The sequence below is a fragment of the Hymenobacter terrigena genome (assembly GCF_054776515.1).
This window is the reverse complement of record NZ_BAAHBU010000003.1, coordinates 245,832-262,809: the sequence shown is the minus strand read 5'-3', so window position 1 is coordinate 262,809 and position 16,978 is coordinate 245,832. Positions and strand designations below refer to the sequence as shown.

Sequence of the window (16,978 nt, the reverse complement as noted above, 5' to 3'; positions counted from 1 at the left end):
TTACCGGGTTAAAAATTCGCCGTGGTTGAGGTGGGTGAAATTCGGGCGCTGAAAAACCTGTTCGCCTTTCAGAAAAGTTAATTCCACCACGCCCGCCAATTCCTGGCAAATGTAAGGCGACACTTTGTGTTTGTGCAGAATCAGCTCTTCGCTCACTATAAAGGTCTTTTCGGGGTCAAAAACGATTAAATCGGCATCGAAGCCGGGCGCAATCCGGCCTTTTTTCGCACTTTGGCCGGCCAGTTTCGCCGGGTTGGTGCTCAGCCATTTCACGATGTCCGACAAGCTAGCTCCGCGCCGGCGGGCCGCCGTCCAGAGCACCGGCAGGGCAAATTGCAGTGAAGCAATGCCGCCCCAGGCCGTGGTAAAATCTCCGTTTTCGAGCTGCTTCAAATCGGGCGGCGCGGGCGAGTGGTCGGTGGCCACGAAGTCGATGATGCCGCTTTGCAGCGCTGCCCACAATTGGTCGTTGTTGGCTTTTTCGCGGATGGGCGGGGCGCACTTGAACTGCGTCTGGCCGTCGGCAATGTCCTCGGCGTTGAAATAGAGGTAGTGCTGGCCGGTTTCCACCGTCAACGGCAGTCCTTTGGCCTTCGCAGCGGCGATGGGCGCAATGGAATCGGCCGACGACAAGTGCACGATGTGCACCGGGCAGTTGAACTCCTCACACAGCCGAATCATCATCGCCACGGCATCGTCTTCCCATTTCTTGGGGCGCGACGCCAGGTAATTAGGGTACGAGCGGTGGTCGTTTTTTTTCCAGTCGTCGTTGTCTTCCGACAACTCGCAGTGCACCAGCAGCGGCAACTTGTGCCGCGCCAGCATGGGCATCACGCGCCGCAAATCATCCTCCGTCGCGTTCGGAAAATCATCGATACCCGAGTGCGTCAGAAAGGCTTTGAAGCCCAGCACGCCGGCCGCAATCAACGGCTCAATCTCATCGGCATTGCCCGGCACCACGCCGCCCCAGAAACCCACGTTGGTGTGCAGCTGGCCCCTGGTAGCGGCTTTTTTCAATTCCAGATTAGCCACCGACGTGGTAACGGGCGCCGAGTTCAGCGGCATATCGACCAGCGCGGTGAGGCCGCCGGCCAACGCGGCGCGGGTGGCCGTGTCGAAACCCTCCCAGTCGGTGCGGCCGGGCTCGTTGATGTGCACGTGCGGGTCAATTACGCCGGGCAGCACGGCGTGGGAGCCGACGTCGACCAACGTGGCGCCGGCCACGTCGGCGTCATGGGCCAGCACGGCGCTGATGCGGCCGTTTTCGAGGAGTAGAGTGGCGGCGCGCTCGCCCTCGGGCGTGACGACGCGCTGACTGCGCAAAGCAAGTGTTGACATGAGTAGGGAATTTGGCGCTAAATTGGGGGCTTTTTCCCGGTTTAATTAATTAGCGGGAAGAAGAACGTAGTCGTCCGTTCTGCTGAGCGCAGCCGAAGCAGGAGGTGCTGATTTTTTCCTCACCCTCCTACCCTCTCTGCGCTACCCCAAAATCCCCCATTACCCGCTTACCCTATGCTTCAATACATTACCCTGCTCTCCCTGATACTGGCATTTCTGCTGCTGCTGGGCGTCATTTTCGGGCTACAGCGCGTGGCCAAAACCCGGCCCGGCGGCGGTGTGGTGGGCGATAACGGCTTTACCCTCGAAGGCTATTCCTACGCGTTGATTCTGCTGGCTGTCATCGCGGCCGTGGGTATTGGCTACGTGCTGGCGCGCGACACGCCCTGGGCGGGCCACATTCTGGAGTGGCTCAACATCGTGGTGCGCCTCATGCACATCACCTTCGGCATCGCCTGGATTGGCGCTTCGTTCTACTTTGTATTCCTCGAAAACGCCCTCAACCGCACCGACAACGTGCGCGAGGAGCTGGCCGGCAACCTGTGGGCCGTGCACGGCGGCGGTTTCTATTACCTGGAGAAGTATAAGTCGGCGCCGAAAGTCATTCCCAAAAGCCTGCACTGGTTTAAGTACGAGGCCTATTTCACCTGGCTGTCGGGGTTCAGCCTGCTGTTTGTGGTGTATTATTTCAACGCCAGCTCCATGCTGATTGACCCGCGGGTGCTGGATATTTCACCGCTGGCGGGCGTGGGCATCGGCGTGGGCTCGTTTGTGGCGGCTTGGCTGATTTATGACGGGCTGTGCCGCACGGCGCTGGTGCGCAGCAAGTGGTTCATGGTCATTGGGTTTATCATTGCCACGGCGTTTGCGTTTTTCTATGCGCAGGTGTTCAGCTCGCGGGCGGCCTACATCCACTTCGGGGCCATGCTGGGCACGCTGATGGTGGGCAACGTTTTCTTCACCATCATCCCGGCTCAGAAGGCCATGGTGAAGGCCGCTACCGAAGGCACGCCGCTCGACCCGACGCTGGGCAAAAACGCCCTGGCGCGCTCGCTGCACAACAACTACTTCACGCTGCCGGTGCTATTCGTGATGGTCAGCAACCACTTTCCCAGCACGTTTGGGCACTCGTATCCGTGGGCCATTCTGGCGGCCATCACGCTGGGCACGGCCGGCGTGAAGCACTGGCTGAACCTGCGCGAAAAGCACCAGACCGATACCGCCGTGTGGGTGCTGCCCGCCGCCGTGGTCCTGCTGTTGGGCGTGGTGTTCGTGACGGCCCCGCCCGCTCAGCCGGGCAGCGCGGCGGCCGGCGGCAGCGCCTGCACCGAGCAGGTCACCATGAGCCAGGTGAACATGATTGTGCAGAAGCGTTGCATTCAGTGCCACTCCGCGCACCCGACGGACGACGTATTTAAATCGCCGCCCAACGGCGTGGTGTATGACACTCCGGAAGACATTATTCGCCTGAAAGACAAAATCATGCAGCGCGTGGTCGTCACCAAAACGATGCCCCAGAACAACAAAACCCAGATTACCCAGGAAGAGCGCGACCTGATTGCCTGCTGGATTAATCAGGGCGCTAATAAATAATGGTTAGTGATGAGTGATTAATGAACTGTGGCCGACACCCACTCATTGCAAACCATTAATCACTAACCATTAACCATTAAAAAGATGCCCGCCTCGCCCCGCGACCTGCCCGTATGGACCCTCGCCGCTGCCAGCCTGCGGGCCGGCACGCCCGTGGCCCTGCTGGCCGTACTGCGCAGCGAAGGCAGCAGCCCCGGCCGCCAGGGCTTCAAGATGGCCGTGACGGCTGATGCCGTGGCCGGCTCCATCGGCGGGGGCATTATGGAGCACAAGTTTGTGGAGCTGGCCCGCCAACGCCTGCAAGCCGGCGACACTACGCCCCTGCTGCGGCCCCAGATTCATCGGCGGGAGGCTCCGGCCGACCGCTCCGGCATGATGTGCTCGGGCGAGCAGGATGTGCTGCTATGGCCGCTGACGGCCGGTGATTTGGCCACCGTGGCCGCCATCGAAAATGCCTTACAAACGCTCAGCGGCGGCTTTTTGGAATTGAGCACGGCCAACGGACTCCTGTTTATGGCACCCGTAGCAACTCCGACAGCGGCTAATGAAGCCGCCGCGCCGGAACCTGAATTGCCCGCCTTCTACGACTTTCGGCCGGGCGTGGCGTGGCGCTACCGCGAGCGGCTGGGCTTCCGCGACCAGCTAATTATTGTGGGCGGTGGGCACGTGAGCTTAGCGCTTTCCAATGTGGCAGCGGCGCTCGATTTTGAACTGACCGTGCTGGATGACCGGCCCGACCTGCCCACGCTTGAAAGCAACCACGCGGCCCACCGCCGCCGCGTCATCGACTACGAAAATGTGGCCGCCGAAATCCCCGCCGGCACGCACCAGTACGTGGTGGTGATGACCGTAGGCTACCGCACCGATGCCGTTGTGCTGCGCCATTTGCTGCGCCACCCCTACCGCTACCTGGGCGTGATGGGCAGCACCGTGAAAGTGGCCGAGCTGCGGCGGGGCCTACGGGAAGAAGGTTTTTTGGAAGCCGAGATTGCGCGGCTGCACGGCCCCATCGGGCTACCCATCAGCAGCCAGACACCGGAGGAAATTGCCATTAGCATCGCGGCCGAGCTGATTCAGGTGCGGCGTAGCGAGGACTTTTAGTCCGCGAGTCATCTGCCGCATTTTGCCCACTCACGGACTAAAATTCCGCGCTACAATGAGCTTACCGCTCTGTGTCGCTGGCCTCGTTGGGCGAAACGGTGCCGTTGGCAAACTCTTCGGTGAAAATGCGGTAGCGGTCGAGGATGGAGCGTACCGAGCGGCGGAGCACGACTTCGCCCATGGGGCCTTCGGGCACGGTCACGCCCGAGGCGTAGCCGTTCCAGACGGCACGGTTGGTTTTCACGTCGATGAGCGTGACCAGAAGCGTGCCTTCGGCCAGTAGCAGGCGAATGGGCTCGTAGCCCTGGCGTTCTTCTTTGGGCGTGTCGTCGGTTTCCTCGATGTTGCGCTTAATCCACTGGCTGAGGTCTTCCTGCTGAAAACCGTGGAATTTCATGTCGCCCTGATACACCCGAAAGTTCACCAGCATATCGGGCCGGCGCTTGGCCCGGCGGTAGCCCTGGGCCAAAAACCGCTGCTGGATGGCCTCGCGCACGGACTGGCCCAAAGCGCTGCTATCGGAGGTGAGGCCGGTGCCGGTCACGAAGTCATAGGTACGGTAGTGACGGAAATTGCCCCGATAGCTATAATCCGAATCTACCCGCGCTTCGCGGGTGGCCATGCAGCCTGTGAGGGCCAGCACGACAAGTGCCAATAATGTAGTAACAGGCTTCATGTCTAAAGGAATTCTCGTTGGAAGATGGAATTACCAATTTACGAAACCTTAGGCACTTACAGGCTGATGATGCATGAAAAAATTATGATTACCCGGCTCATATCCGTCTCACGCCGCGCCAGCCCCGATTAGCAGTGGTCGGCGGCCGGCACAGCGCCTCATTCAGGGTACTGCCCGCCCGGGCCGGCCGCGCTTCACACCCATCAATTCCCACGAACTGGTGCGACAGGCGCGCTAGCCCGGGCAAATTACCGAGGGGTGGATGTGCTGCCGGCTTTTGGTCAGCACCGGGCGTTTGGCCTTGCCCCGGGCGCCGCCCCCGCTGAAGCTGACGGTCCAGATGCTGTCGAAATCGGTATCGGGCCAGTCCGAAACGTTTTTGAGGCCCAGGTCCTGCGCAATTTTCACAATGCAGTCGTGCTCCCACACCACCAGCACCGTGCCCCGCAGCTTGCGCAGCTGCCGGGCAAAGGCTTTGGTATTTTTCACCATAAAGTCGCTGTTGATGGTCAGGTTGTGCCGCACGGCGTAAGGCATCACGGTTTGCAGCATCCGCACACGGGTGGTGTCCTTGTCGTTGGTGCCGATGACGGGCACGAAGGTGAGGTTGGGTGGCGTGGGCATCAGCTGATTGAGCACGGCGGGCAGGGCCAGCGCCCGGTTCAGGCCGGCGCAAGACAGGTTGTCGCCCTCGGCTGGCTTTTCGCCGTGCCGGATGATGACAATGCGCAGCACAAGCGCGGGCGGGGCGGCGGGCGCTTTTGGCGTAAATGGCGGGAGTTTGGAAATCAGGTACAGCCGGGCTTTATCGGAATCGGTGAGTTCGGGCATGGTGGGGATGGGGAGTGGAAACCGGGCCGGCCGGGCCGGCTGGCCGCAAGGTAGCAGGCAGGTTGTGCTGGGTAATTGTATTCAGAACACAATTATCCGGCACAACCTCTACCGGTACCCGGCTGCCTGCAAGGCAAATAGCTCCGCGTAGCGGCCACCTCGCGCCAGCAGCTCCTCGTGGCTGCCAATCTCCACGAACTGGCCGTTTTCGATGACCAGGATGCGGTCGGCCATGCGGACGGTGCTGAAGCGGTGGCTGATGAGGACGGCGGTTTTGCCCTGGGTGAGCTCCTTGAAGCGCTCGAAGACTTCGAACTCGGCGCGGGCGTCGAGGGCGGCGGTGGGCTCGTCGAGGATGAGGAGCTGGGCGTCGCGCATGTAGGCGCGGCCGAGGGCAATTTTCTGCCACTCGCCGCCGCTCAGGTCCACGCCGCCGTTGAAGCGGCGGCCAATCATTTGGTCGTAGCCGCCGGGGAGCTTGGCGATGACGGTGTCGGCGAGGCTTTGCTGGGCGGCGGTTTCGATGCGGGGCTGGTTGTGGCGCTCGTCGATGCGGCCCACGGCGAGGTTTTGGCCAGCGGGGAGCTGGAAGCGCACAAAATCCTGGAAGATGACGCCGATTTCCTGGCGCAACTCGGCGGGGTCGTACTCGCGCAGGTCGTAGCCGTCGAGTAGGATGCGGCCCTCGGTGGGGTCATAGAGGCGGGCCAGGAGCTTGACGAGGGTGGTTTTGCCGGCGCCGTTTTCGCCCACCAGGGCCAGCTTTTCGCCGGCTTCGAGGGTAAAGCTCAGGTTCCGGATGGCCCATTTTATACCATTTTTGTACTGGAACCCGACGTTTTCAAACTCAAACCCCTGCTGAATGGGCCGGGGGAAAGGGCGAGCGGTTTCGCCCGCAACGGACTGGCGCACAATGCGCGGCCGCAGCGCAAAGAAGTCGAAGAAATCCTGCAGATACAAGGCCCCGTCGGCCACGGAGCTGAAGCGGCTGAGGATGCCTTCGAGCAGGCCGCGCAGGCGGGCGAAGGAGCCGGCCAGGAAGGTGAGCTGGCCCAGCGAGATGCTGCCGGCCACGGTGCGGGCAATGATGTAGACGTAGGCGCCGTAGTAGCCGGCGGCGCCGATGGCGGCGAAGAGCGTGCCCCAGCCGGCGCGGCGCAGCACGAGGCTTTTGTTTTGGCGATAGAAGTCGTCGGACAGCTCGCGGAACCGGTTGATGAGGAAATCGGAAAGGCCGAAAATCTTCACTTCCTTGGCCGTTTCGTCGGAGGCACCGGTTTGGCGGAGGTAGTCGAGTTCGCGGCGTTCGGGCGTCCAGGAGTGCGAGAGGGAGTAGCTGCGCTCGTTGAAGTGCGACTCGCCGAGGAAGGCGGGCACCACGGCCAGCAGCAGCAGCCCCAGCAGCCAAGGCTGGAAGGCCACGAGGCCGCCGGCGAGCAGCACCAGCGTCACGATGTCCTGGCCCTGGCTGAGCACCTGGCTCATGAGCACGGTGCGGGAGAGGGTTTGGCGGCGGGCGCGCTCCAGCTTGTCGTAAAAGGTGCTGTCTTCGAACTGGTCGAGGTCGAGGCGGGCGGCGTGCTCCATGAGGCGGATGGACGACTGGTTGGCGAACAGGTCGCCGAGCAGCGAATCGAGCAGGGCCACGGCGCGGCCCAGCGCATCGGTGAGCAGCACGAGGCCGAACTCCAGGGCCACGAGGGTGAGCACGGGCGTGAGCTGGCGCTCGGGGGCGGGCAGCCGGGTGAGGTGCACGATGGCGTCGAGCAGCAGGCGGGCCACGTAGAGCTGGGCCAGCGGCAGGCCGGCGCGCACGAGGCGCAGGGCGATGTTGGCCAGGGCCAGCCGGGGGCTGGTGGCCCAGATGAGTTTCAGGAAGGCGGGCAGGTGGCGCAGGGCCGATACCCGCTCGCGCACGCTCACGGCGGGCTGCTCGGGGCCGCGCCGGCCGTTGGGGTTCTTGGCGGAGATGGATTTCAGGAATTCAAACATTGCCCGGCAGATGGCAAAGTTGGGGCCGGGGAGGCGGGGCGGCCGTTTTGGCAGGGAGCTGGCGTGGAGGTGGGGCAGTATATTGGGGGCATTATTTTAATTTGACCCGACTCAATATTTCACTCATGGCTCACTCAATTTACCGCAACAGCTTGATGTATTGCCTGGTAATGATGTCACTTATTGGGGTGAGTGGTTGCTCCAAAAAGGAAACCCCGGCTGCGGCGCCTGCCCCCAATACCGGGAGTTATGTATTGGATGGGAGCGCCAAAAATTGCACCGCGAAAGTGTATATGCATCCTGGCACTCCGTCCCCACTTGGTAGCTTCGATGTATTAGAATTACAACTTATTACCACTCCTGCACCGCAGGCCGCCGCAGAAACCCTCTTATTCAACTTTGTCAAGCAAACCGGCGACCCGACCTCTTCCTATCGACTATCCAGGATTGCCCTAATGAATGGGACCTATCCCCAAAGCCGCTGGTATTCATCCAACGTCAATTGCACGCTGAACGACACCGCTAGCGGCGGGTTTACCGGCACCTTTTCGGCACTGTCTTCCGCAGGGGTTCCCGCTGCTGGCGACCCTAGCAGCTCTATTACGGCCGGTATTTTCACCAATGCGCAGCCCTAGTGATTGTTGAGTTGATTTATTCACTAACCCATCACCAACTCTGCTCCGACCGCCCCCAGAAGCCCCAGCCCCACCAGCGGCTGAGGCTTCTTCATGTCACAGCCCACAGGAAACCTCGGCTGGGCCGTGCTGCGAGTCGTACATCTCATGCCTGCTCCGCTACCAGCCGGTACAGGTCTTGGGCATTTTCAAACGCGGCGCCCATGGTATTGTTGAAGTAGGCATACACGTCTTTTCCCTCCTGGAGGTAGTCGTGTATCTGCTCAGCCTTGTCGTGCAGAAAGTCGCGCTCGTAGGACTCCCGGTAGTTTCCCTTGGGGCCGTGGAAGCGCATATACACAAAGTCGGCCCCCTCGTTGAGTTGGGCATTTCGGGCGGGGCCTTTGTCGTGCAGCACCAGGCTGGCACCGTGGTGGTCCAGCATGTCAAACGTATCATCGGTATACCAGCTGGGGTGGCGAAACTCCACCGCTTTGCGCCACTCCTGAGCGGGGTCGGCCGCGGCAAGTGCAGTCAAGAGGGCACTAACTGCCTTTAGCTGCCGAATGGTGTTGCTGGGCGGGAACTGAATGAGCAGGCAGCCCTTTTTGGGGCCCAGCTCCCGGGCGGCATCCAGAAAGCGGGCAATGCCGGAGAGGTCCTCGGCAAGCACCTTGGTGTGCGTGATGTCGCGCCACAGCTTGATGGTAAATTCAAACGCTGGGCCGGTTTCCGCGGCCCAGGCCGCAAAGGTTTTGGGCTGGGGGATGCGGTAGAAGGTGCTGTTAATCTCCACCGAGTTAAACAGGGTGGCGTAATAGGTGAGGCGGCTCGTGGCCTGGTAGGCCTCCGGAAAGGTGGCCTTGGGGCCGGGCACGACGATGCCGCTGGTGCCAGTGCGCAGGGTGCCAAGGTGGGCGGGCATGGGAAGGAGTTAGACGGGAGTTTCGGGGTATAACGGGCCACGCCGGCTCGGCGTTTTACCCCAGGCGCATCTTCACGGGGTTCCAACGTATCACCTGCTGCCTGGGCCGCGGCAGGCTTTTAGTCCGGTTAAAACGGGGCCGGCAAATGGGGCCACGCGAAATAGAGCACCGCCCCTTGCAGCAGCGTCAGCATCAGGGTAACGCTCCAGAAAGCGGCTTTGCGGTTTTTATGGTGCAGCAGTAAAATTGCTGCCCACGCGCCGGGGGCCGCGCCCGGCAGTGTGGCGAGGTGCAGCGTTTTTTCGGCAATGCGCCGCTGGCCCCGTTGGGCTTTGCCTTTATCCAAGGCGAAGAGCAGGAAGCACAGCAGATTGAGAAACAACAGGAAACTCAGGAGTATTGTCATGGGGCAGGCCTTGTCGATGGCCGTTCGGGGTTTCGGCCGGAGTGGTCGCGGCACGGGTCTGCACCGGTTGGGCAGGTTCGAAAAGGGCGAGAAAGACGCGACACCAGCGGTTTGGCAGATGCAGAGGGCTCCAGCGGGGCCGCAAGTTATGGCGCTGCGTTCAAGGGAAAGGTGGAGTATCTTCCAGCAGTAGCAGCCCCACCAGTGGCTGGGGCTTCTGCCTGTCACGGCCCGCCGGAAATCATAGGCGTTTTTACGGCGTAAGAAGCGCCTTTGGGTTAGCCAGTGGTGCGGCCAGGCGCAGGTTGCGCCCGACCTTTGCGCTCCGGCTCAGCGGAGCCCTTACTGATTTGCCCCATGCGAACCCGGTTGCGCCGACACGCCCGTCGGATAAAAGTCATTGTTTATCAGGAAACGCTATTTGATTACAAAGAGCACCTCTGAACGTTTCTGGGTGCTTTTGTGGGCCTGGGGCTTATCGGGCTGCTCAACCGGGAGCGGCTGCCCGCCGATGCGCCGTTAATTATTGGGTCGTTCGGGGCTTCGGCGGTGCTCATTTACGGGGTCATCAACAGCCCATTGGCGCAGCCCCGCAACCTACTGGGCGGGCACGTGCTGAGCGCCTGCATCGGCGTGACGATGCAGCGCTGGCTGCCGCAGGAGGCCTGGCTGGCAGGGGCGCTGGCCGTGTCGCTGGCCATCGTGGCCATGCAAATCACCAAAACACTGCACCCACCCGGCGGGGCCACGGCGCTAATTGCCGTCATCGGTTCGCCCAAGCTCAAGGCACTGGGCTACGGCTACGTGCTGATGCCTGTGCTCACGGGCGTGGTACTGCTATTGCTGGTGGCGCTGGTATTCAACAACGTGACCGCCACGCGGCACTACCCGGCCAACAAGCACTGGTACCGGTTCTGGCGCCGCCGATACCACGGATAAGGGGCGAGTGCCCAGCCTGCCGCCGCGCGGCCGTAACTGCCGCCCCATTCCTGCCGACCTTTGCGGCACCCATGCCCGCAACTGCTGCTCCCGCTTCCCGCCCCTACTCCGCCGGCTTCTGGCTCAAAATAGTCAAAATTGGGTTTAAGTGCTGATTTCGCACTTTTTATAAAATCAATGGCAGAAAGGGTGGCAGGCGTCTAAAAAACGACGTCTTACACGACCACAAAAAAGGCCCTCAATATATAAAGCTAGCGGGGACCTTATTCTCGTGTTGCTTTTAATATTGAGGACGAATTCATTACGGTTTATATAATAAATATTTATATATTATAAATATACTATTTGAAAGTCAATCCTTGATTGATCAATCAAGAACTTATTATTTAACATAAATTTTTAGTTGGTTTGTTTGGCATATCGCATTCTTTTTCTCTACATTTAGCCCGTCATCAAGCAATGTCCTCCACCATTGCCAACTGACCTTTCCGCCTATCGTTCGTTTCGACGTCGTCACTGAGTTTTATCTACCAAACTCCTGACTATCTGCCGTTGGTAGATACTCCGCAGTTTGTGCGTTTCCCACACTCTGTTTGCTGCTTTACGGCCCCCAGTTTCCTCTTCGCGTTTCCGCACCAAGCCCTTGAGTAACCTCAAGGACTGCGTTGGCTTTTACTCAAATTTATTTCGAGTATTGGCAGCCTATTGGGTTTTCCACCTTTCCTATGCCCCCACTACGCTATGCACAAATCTACCCAACGGAAAGACCAAAAGCATTGGTTATTAGAATGTAATACATCTGCATTCTTTGCCATTTCCCTTTTTTGCTACTGCTTCCCTTGCATGGGGGGGCGCACCGCACCGCCCCTACGGGCCTACCTGTTCCCACCATTGCGACGGGCACTGCCACGCTCTCGTTTGCTGGCCCAGCCTCGGCCGCAAGCTACACCGATGTGGGCGGTACTACGGCCACATCGGCCGACTATCTCCCAATTCCGTCCACCACTCTGCCACGCTCCTTGTACCCACCCCTTGTTGCGGCCAACTGGGCGGCTTACGTTGACCGATGCACTGGGTCGGGCCGTGCAGCAGGGCTTCGTATCACCCGCCCCTGGCCGAGCACCCAAAATATGGGCGGAGCTGGCCCTCAGCAATTCGCCGGCAGGCCTCTGCGTCTTACGCCTGCTCAGCAGCGAGGGACCGTTGACCAAGCGCCTGGTCGTGGCATAGTTTCTTGACTTCTGCTCTTCTACCGGTCGTTTGCGAAAACCGACCGGCGAACGTGGGGTGCCTGCCGGGTCATCCCATGCTCATGCCTTTGCCGTCTTCGCGCCACTTTTATTTCCCTGCTTTAACTGGATTACTATGCCACAAGAGGCGTTGGGTGGGTTTCCACGTCCTGTGCGAAAATAATGATTGAAACCCCAATCCGTTTTCGTTCTCTACTTTCCGAAACAAACATGAAGCTTTTTACCCCAGCTACTTTAAGCTGCTTTGCCCTGACGTTGGCAATCCTGACGACAGGCACGGCAGCTGCCCAGAGTTTTCTTCCTCCTTCTGCTTCCAGCTCCGATGGGCCACCGGTATACGCTAACAATGCCGGGGCCGGTACCCAAGCCGGGGCAAACCATACCGGCACCGACGTCATCCGCCTGAAAAGTTCCGACCAGAACTTGCAGGCGATGGTGTGGGATTATAATCTTGGTAGGACAACGGTCACCCTCTCGTGGAGCAAGTTTACAGCCGGTAGTACTGTCCCAGTTCTCAAGGATGCGATGGACATAGTTTGTACTGCCGGAGGTGAACTCAGCGACCCTGATGTAGCCATGGCTTATTACAATGGAAATCTGTACGCCGACGTGGTATACCTTTCCGACGCTAGTGGGGCCAATAGAGTTTATCGCAATGTTTACTTATGGAATGGGTCCGCCTTTGTCATGCAAGGCAGTTCGCTGCCCTTAGGCAGTGGCAACCAACTGCCCAATGTCCTTGGTTTTCAACCAGACCCCGTTTTACGAGAACACTCCGCTCCTAACATTGATGCAAATGCGGATGGGGTCGTTGGCATTGCTTGGCAGGAATCTTCCGTTGAGACAGCTCAGATTACGGTCGTGTCGGCATCCTACCCGCCTCCCGGCTACACGTACATTTCGCGTAACCTGACTTTCGCCGAAGGCTATTTTCTCCTGGGCCAAATCGATGGGGGATTGAGCTGCAACACGCGTGGCTTCGCGGTATCCCGTGACTTCAGCGGCACGGCCCCTTACCAAAATCCGCCGGTACTAGCCAATCAAACGTTGCTGCCGGACATTGCAGTGACTCCGCAGGGCAAGATTTGGCTGGCTTACATCAACAGCAGTGCTACCCAGGGGCCTCCCCCGGTGACGGCGGGCATAAACCTGGTGATAAAACAAGTGTCTTTTGACATTTGTCAGCTGCAAGGCAGCACGGGATTGACCCGCGTTTACGCCATCAATGATGTGGTTAATCCCCCCCGTATCGCTGCAACCCCGAATATCAATGCCCCGAATGAGATGGAAGTAGTGCGGGCACAAACCTCCGGTGGCGGATGCTTTTCAGGCCCCGCCCATTACATCTTCAACTACGGGTATGCCAATAACGAATACCATGAGGTCGCGGTTATTAACGCAGAGATGACCGACCGGGAAGCAGATGAGCCCGTTGTAGCCTATTATGGGGGGGATAATAACAAATCCTTCTACAACCAGTACATCGTAAGCTGGACGGGCAGGGACTACGAAAACGGCCAGGGGAAAGATATCTGGAGCCGCACCTGGCTAGCTGGGTTATCTGCCGGAACCGGCGATTACAGCCGGGTGAACACCTTGACCGAGGGGGACCAACTTCATCCCAGCGTGGCAGCGCGCTACTGCGGAGACTCCAAATCATCGGCCCATTTGTTCGTGAATCAGACAGCGTCGGATTTGGGGTATAAGCTGACGAATACGCCCGCGGGCACACCCTTGAACCGCGTTAGCAACCAGGGGAACCCCACCTCATCGACGCAAACCCCAGTAAAAGCGGTTCAGGCATTTCCGAACCCGTTTACGCAAACCGTAGATTTTAGTCTCCACCTGCAGTCGCAGGAATCGGTACAACGGCTACAAGTTACGGATTTGAGCGGACGGGTACTGGAGACGTTAACGCTGCCTGCCGCTGGAGAGCAAACCATTTCCTGGCATCCGAAGCAGGCATTGCCAACGGGCTCGTATATGGTGCGCATGGTTACTAATAAGCGTACCGAAACGATTAGCCTGGGCAAGCAATAAACAAGCTGTCCGTTTAGCAGAAAACCCGGCATCCCAGAGGCCGCTGACTTTCGTCAGCGGCCTCTTTTTATAAATCCAGCCCTCTATATCGGTTTTCAGAAAAGGGGAGAGCATCAAAAAGTGTGGGGCAATTCAAAAATAGCTTCTATGTTTCCGTCTAGAGAGGACTGCCCCATACTTTTTGATGCTCTTCCCTTTTCGTGCCCGTTCAAGCAAGAACAACGCCCGTAACCAAGCTTAGCCAAAAGCCGCCGTGTATCAAAGGCGCAGCCAGTCCAACGCACAAGGCGTTTGCCCCGACACTCAAAGTTGATACCGCTGCCTTTCGTCGCTCCGCACGACCATCCGCAGACCGAATATCAATCCGCAAAAAGTAGCCAGATAGGGACCAGTACTCAAATGTTGGCTTTGTCAGACGTTAAACATAAGTATTCAGAGCATTACCTTTTACTTCTTCATGCAGTGCGTTTACGTGTTCTACCACGTCGCGTCGTACTTTTCAGCCTATGGAAGTAACCCGTCAACTCCTCGCTGAGCGGGCCGGCAAAAAAGGCCTCGCCCGCATCCAGCTCACCTTCTGCTGGGCGGGTCAGCGCCTGCGCCTGAGCAGTGGCCAGAAGGTGAAGCCCAAGGACTGGGACGCCAAGCGGGGCCGCACCAAGGCCAAGCCCAACACCTACCTCGACGACGTCAACACCGTCCTCGACCGCTACGCCGACGCTGCCACCGCCGCCGAGCACGCGGCCACGATGGCCGGCCGGACGCTGGACAAGGCCGCCATGAAAGCCGAAATCGAGCGCCGCTACCTCGTGCTGGCGGCCGGCCCCGATGCCCCCCTACCCGTTCCCGGGCCGCCGGTCCCAGTGCCGCGCACGGTGGCCGAGGAAATGGCGCACTGGGTCGAAACCGTGGTGGCGGCCCGCATCTCGCGCCGCACCGGCCAGCCCATTGCCAAAAAGGTGGTGCAGAACCACCGGCGCGCCGCCGCCGACCTGGCCAGCTTCGCCCAGGCCTGGCCCACGGCGCTCACCTACGCCAGCTTCGACCTGCGCTTCAGCGAGGCGTTCCGCAACCACCTGCTCGGTCCGCTCGGGCGCGGCCCGGGCACCTACAACCACTACCTGGCCCTGGTGCGCGCCTTCCTGACCTGGGCCGTGTACGAGGGCCACCCCATGTACCGCCGCTTCCGCGACGAGCTCAAGCCCGTCGAGTACCAGGTCTTCGTCGACTCGCTCACCGAGGACGAGGTGCGCGCCATCGCCGGCATCGACTTCGACCACCCGGCCGTCTGGGCCTACGTGCGGGCGCACTTCCCCGAGCAGCCCAGCGCCGGCATCCGGCGCATGATAAGCACCGAGGAGCACCACCGGCGCCTGCGCGTGTGCCGCGACAAGTTCCTGCTCTGCACCTACACGGCCCTGCGCATCGGCGATGCCGACGCCCAGCGCCCGGCCCAGCTGCACGGCGACGTGGCCCGGGTGAAGGCCAGCAAAACCGGCGTCACCTGCATCATCCCCCTGGTCGACGACGACGTGTTCCAGCCGGCGGACCTGCTGCGCGCCTACGCCGGCGCTGACCCCAAATTCTGCCTGCCCCGCCTCAATCATCCGTACCTTTACCTGCCGCACGTGCAGGCGCTGGCCGGCCTCGAGCGGGTGGCCCTGAGCTACCACCTGGGCCGCAAAACGTTCGCCACGCTCAAGGTCGCCCAGGGCGTGCCCCGCGCCCAGGTGATGATGACAACCGGCCATCAGACCGAGTCGAGCTTCAACCACTACCTGGGCATCAACGAGGCCGAGCTGCTGGCCTGGTACCGCCGCACGGCCCGAAAAAGGGTGGCATAAAAGGGTGGCAAATCCGTGATAAACGTGGCGCACCCTGGATAACATTAAATAGCAGAAAGCACCTTGAGCGCCTCCATACCCACTTTAACCCCACCCAAAGTACCCCAGGCTTACGGAAGTGGATTCTGGCTGATGTGCCTGTCGTCGTTCCTGTTTTTTCTCAGCTTCAACCTGCTGCTGCCCGAGCTGCCCGACCACCTCACCCGGCTGGGCGGGGGCGAGTACAAGGGCTTCATCATTGCGCTGTTTACCCTCACGGCGGGGCTCAGCCGGCCGTTTTCGGGCAAGCTGGCCGATACCGTAGGCCGCATTCCGGTGATGGTATTTGGCTCGCTGGTGTGCTTCGTGTGCGGGTTTTTCTATCCGTGGGCGCTCACGGTCACGGGGTTTCTGGGGCTGCGGCTGCTGCACGGGTTCAGCACGGGCTTCAAACCCACGGGCACGGCCGCCTTCATTGCCGATATCGTGCCCGTGGAGCGGCGCGGCGAGGCCATGGGCTTGCTGGGCGTGACGGGCAGCCTGGGCATGGCGGCGGGACCGGCGTTCGGCTCGTGGGTGGCGGCCACGTTCTCCCTCAACACCATGTTTTACTGCTCTAGCGCGGCGGCCCTGCTCTCGCTGGTGGTGCAGGGCACCCTTACCGAAACGCTGCCCGTGGCCCAGCGGGAGAAGTTTAGCTTCAAATTGCTGAGGCTGAACTGGGGCGAGGTGCTGGAGCCCCGGGTGCTGCCGGCGGCCCTCACCACGCTGCTGTGCCTGTTTCCGTTCGGGGCGGTGCTCACCGTGATTCCCGACCAGAGCCGGCTGCTGGGCCTCACGGGCTCGCACAAGGGCTGGTTTTACTTGTGCTACACCATTGCCTCGCTGGCGGTGCGGCTGGTGGCGGGCAAGTCGTCGGACCGATACGGGCGGGTGCCGGTGCTGCGCTGGTCGACGGCCGGGCTAGCGCTGGGGCTGGCCCTGTTGGTCTGGACGCCCTCGGTGCCGGTGTTTCTGCTGGGCGCAGTGGTGTTTGGGCTGGGCACGGGCCTGAATTCGCCCACCCTCTACGCCTGGACCATCGACCTGAGCGAGCCCGCCCGCCGGGGCCGCGCCGTGGCCACCATGTACATCGCGCTCGAAGCCGGCATCGGACTGGGCGCGCTGGCGGCGGGCTGGATTTTCAGCAACCACGCCACGCGCCTGCCCTACGTGCACGGCCTGAGCCTGCTGTGCGTGCTGGCGGCGCTGGTGTACCTGCTGCAGGTGCCCAAAGACGGGCCCGCCGGCCACTCGCCCGCCGCTGATGGCACGCCCGAGCCTTTGGCCGAAGAGGTGGTGTAGCCGCGCCGGGCCTTAGCTAAAAAATAGGATGGACTATAGATGATTTTTAAATGAATTTCCTTAGTTTTAGGGGTTCAAAGATTGTCTACTCCATTCTTTTTTCTG

Annotated in this window: 13 protein-coding genes; 7 read left to right on the top strand and 6 right to left on the bottom strand. The window is 60.4% G+C overall.

Going from position 1 to position 16,978, the window contains the following annotated elements; all coding sequences use genetic code 11:
* The gene (gene allB, locus ACYU7Q_RS14240) at positions 1–1,338 is read right to left on the bottom strand and encodes an amidohydrolase family protein (protein ID WP_460610102.1); all 1,338 of its coding nucleotides are present in this window, start codon (positions 1,336–1,338) and stop codon (positions 1–3) included.
* A gap of 174 nt (positions 1,339–1,512) precedes the next feature.
* Here allB and ACYU7Q_RS14235 point away from each other — a divergent pair, with 174 nt between their 5' ends.
* Both ACYU7Q_RS14235 and ACYU7Q_RS14230 read left to right on the top strand, forming a co-directional pair.
* Complete coding sequence (locus ACYU7Q_RS14235) at positions 1,513–2,931, top strand: urate hydroxylase PuuD (RefSeq protein WP_460610101.1); 1,419 nt, start codon at positions 1,513–1,515, stop codon at positions 2,929–2,931.
* A gap of 84 nt (positions 2,932–3,015) precedes the next feature.
* Complete coding sequence (locus ACYU7Q_RS14230) at positions 3,016–4,032, top strand: XdhC family protein (RefSeq protein ID WP_460610100.1); 1,017 nt, start codon at positions 3,016–3,018, stop codon at positions 4,030–4,032.
* A gap of 61 nt (positions 4,033–4,093) precedes the next feature.
* Here the strand turns inward: ACYU7Q_RS14230 and ACYU7Q_RS14225 are convergent, their stop codons facing one another.
* From ACYU7Q_RS14225 to ACYU7Q_RS14215, 3 genes are all read right to left on the bottom strand, one after another.
* The gene (locus ACYU7Q_RS14225; RefSeq protein ID WP_460610099.1) at positions 4,094–4,708 is read right to left on the bottom strand and encodes a DUF4136 domain-containing protein; all 615 of its coding nucleotides are present in this window, start codon (positions 4,706–4,708) and stop codon (positions 4,094–4,096) included.
* Positions 4,709–4,942: 234 nt separating this feature from the next.
* On the bottom strand, positions 4,943–5,539 hold the full coding sequence (locus ACYU7Q_RS14220; RefSeq protein WP_460610098.1) for a histidine phosphatase family protein: 597 nt from the start codon (positions 5,537–5,539) through the stop codon (positions 4,943–4,945).
* A gap of 108 nt (positions 5,540–5,647) precedes the next feature.
* Positions 5,648–7,531: an ABC transporter ATP-binding protein gene (locus ACYU7Q_RS14215; RefSeq protein ID WP_460610097.1), complete on the bottom strand. Its 1,884-nt coding sequence runs from the start codon at positions 7,529–7,531 to the stop codon at positions 5,648–5,650.
* A 125-nt stretch (positions 7,532–7,656) separates the two neighbouring features.
* Between ACYU7Q_RS14215 and ACYU7Q_RS14210 the strand changes: the two genes are divergently transcribed.
* Positions 7,657–8,166, top strand: coding sequence for a hypothetical protein (locus ACYU7Q_RS14210; RefSeq protein WP_460610096.1), 510 nt, complete (start codon positions 7,657–7,659; stop codon positions 8,164–8,166).
* 145 nt (positions 8,167–8,311) lie between these two features.
* Here the strand turns inward: ACYU7Q_RS14210 and ACYU7Q_RS14205 are convergent, their stop codons facing one another.
* Both ACYU7Q_RS14205 and ACYU7Q_RS14200 read right to left on the bottom strand, forming a co-directional pair.
* On the bottom strand, positions 8,312–9,070 hold the full coding sequence (locus ACYU7Q_RS14205; RefSeq protein WP_460610095.1) for a DUF72 domain-containing protein: 759 nt from the start codon (positions 9,068–9,070) through the stop codon (positions 8,312–8,314).
* Positions 9,071–9,198: 128 nt separating this feature from the next.
* A complete protein-coding gene (locus tag ACYU7Q_RS14200; protein WP_460610094.1) occupies positions 9,199–9,477 on the bottom strand; it encodes a DUF1294 domain-containing protein in 279 nt (92 codons plus the stop codon).
* 450 nt (positions 9,478–9,927) lie between these two features.
* On the opposite strand from ACYU7Q_RS14200, the gene ACYU7Q_RS14195 reads away from it, so the two are divergent.
* The 4 genes from ACYU7Q_RS14195 (at position 9,928) to ACYU7Q_RS14180 (ending at position 16,873) form a co-directional block, all read left to right on the top strand.
* Complete coding sequence (locus ACYU7Q_RS14195) at positions 9,928–10,416, top strand: HPP family protein (protein ID WP_460610563.1); 489 nt, start codon at positions 9,928–9,930, stop codon at positions 10,414–10,416.
* Positions 10,417–11,876: 1,460 nt separating this feature from the next.
* A complete protein-coding gene (locus ACYU7Q_RS14190; RefSeq protein ID WP_460610093.1) occupies positions 11,877–13,706 on the top strand; it encodes a T9SS type A sorting domain-containing protein in 1,830 nt (609 codons plus the stop codon).
* A gap of 506 nt (positions 13,707–14,212) precedes the next feature.
* Positions 14,213–15,550, top strand: a complete 1,338-nt coding sequence (locus ACYU7Q_RS14185) for a hypothetical protein (protein ID WP_460610092.1) — start codon at positions 14,213–14,215, stop codon at positions 15,548–15,550.
* Positions 15,551–15,682: 132 nt separating this feature from the next.
* Complete coding sequence (locus ACYU7Q_RS14180) at positions 15,683–16,873, top strand: MFS transporter (RefSeq protein WP_460610091.1); 1,191 nt, start codon at positions 15,683–15,685, stop codon at positions 16,871–16,873.
* The last annotated feature ends 105 nt before the right edge of the window (positions 16,874–16,978 follow it).

Bases quoted from the DNA above. Each gene is read 5' to 3' on its own strand.
- ACYU7Q_RS14210 (WP_460610096.1), top strand. From the start codon at position 7,657: ATGGCTCACTCAATTTACCGCAACAGCTTGATGTATTGCCTGGTAATG.
- ACYU7Q_RS14180 (WP_460610091.1), top strand. From the start codon at position 15,683: ATGTGCCTGTCGTCGTTCCTGTTTTTTCTCAGCTTCAACCTGCTGCTG.
- ACYU7Q_RS14230 (WP_460610100.1), top strand. From the start codon at position 3,016: ATGCCCGCCTCGCCCCGCGACCTGCCCGTATGGACCCTCGCCGCTGCC.
- ACYU7Q_RS14205 (WP_460610095.1), bottom strand. From the start codon at position 9,070: ATGCCCGCCCACCTTGGCACCCTGCGCACTGGCACCAGCGGCATCGTC.
- allB (WP_460610102.1), bottom strand. From the start codon at position 1,338: ATGTCAACACTTGCTTTGCGCAGTCAGCGCGTCGTCACGCCCGAGGGC.
- ACYU7Q_RS14225 (WP_460610099.1), bottom strand. From the start codon at position 4,708: ATGAAGCCTGTTACTACATTATTGGCACTTGTCGTGCTGGCCCTCACA.
- ACYU7Q_RS14200 (WP_460610094.1), bottom strand. From the start codon at position 9,477: ATGACAATACTCCTGAGTTTCCTGTTGTTTCTCAATCTGCTGTGCTTC.
- ACYU7Q_RS14215 (WP_460610097.1), bottom strand. From the start codon at position 7,531: ATGTTTGAATTCCTGAAATCCATCTCCGCCAAGAACCCCAACGGCCGG.
- ACYU7Q_RS14185 (WP_460610092.1), top strand. From the start codon at position 14,213: ATGGAAGTAACCCGTCAACTCCTCGCTGAGCGGGCCGGCAAAAAAGGC.
- ACYU7Q_RS14220 (WP_460610098.1), bottom strand. From the start codon at position 5,539: ATGCCCGAACTCACCGATTCCGATAAAGCCCGGCTGTACCTGATTTCC.
- ACYU7Q_RS14190 (WP_460610093.1), top strand. From the start codon at position 11,877: ATGAAGCTTTTTACCCCAGCTACTTTAAGCTGCTTTGCCCTGACGTTG.
- ACYU7Q_RS14235 (WP_460610101.1), top strand. From the start codon at position 1,513: ATGCTTCAATACATTACCCTGCTCTCCCTGATACTGGCATTTCTGCTG.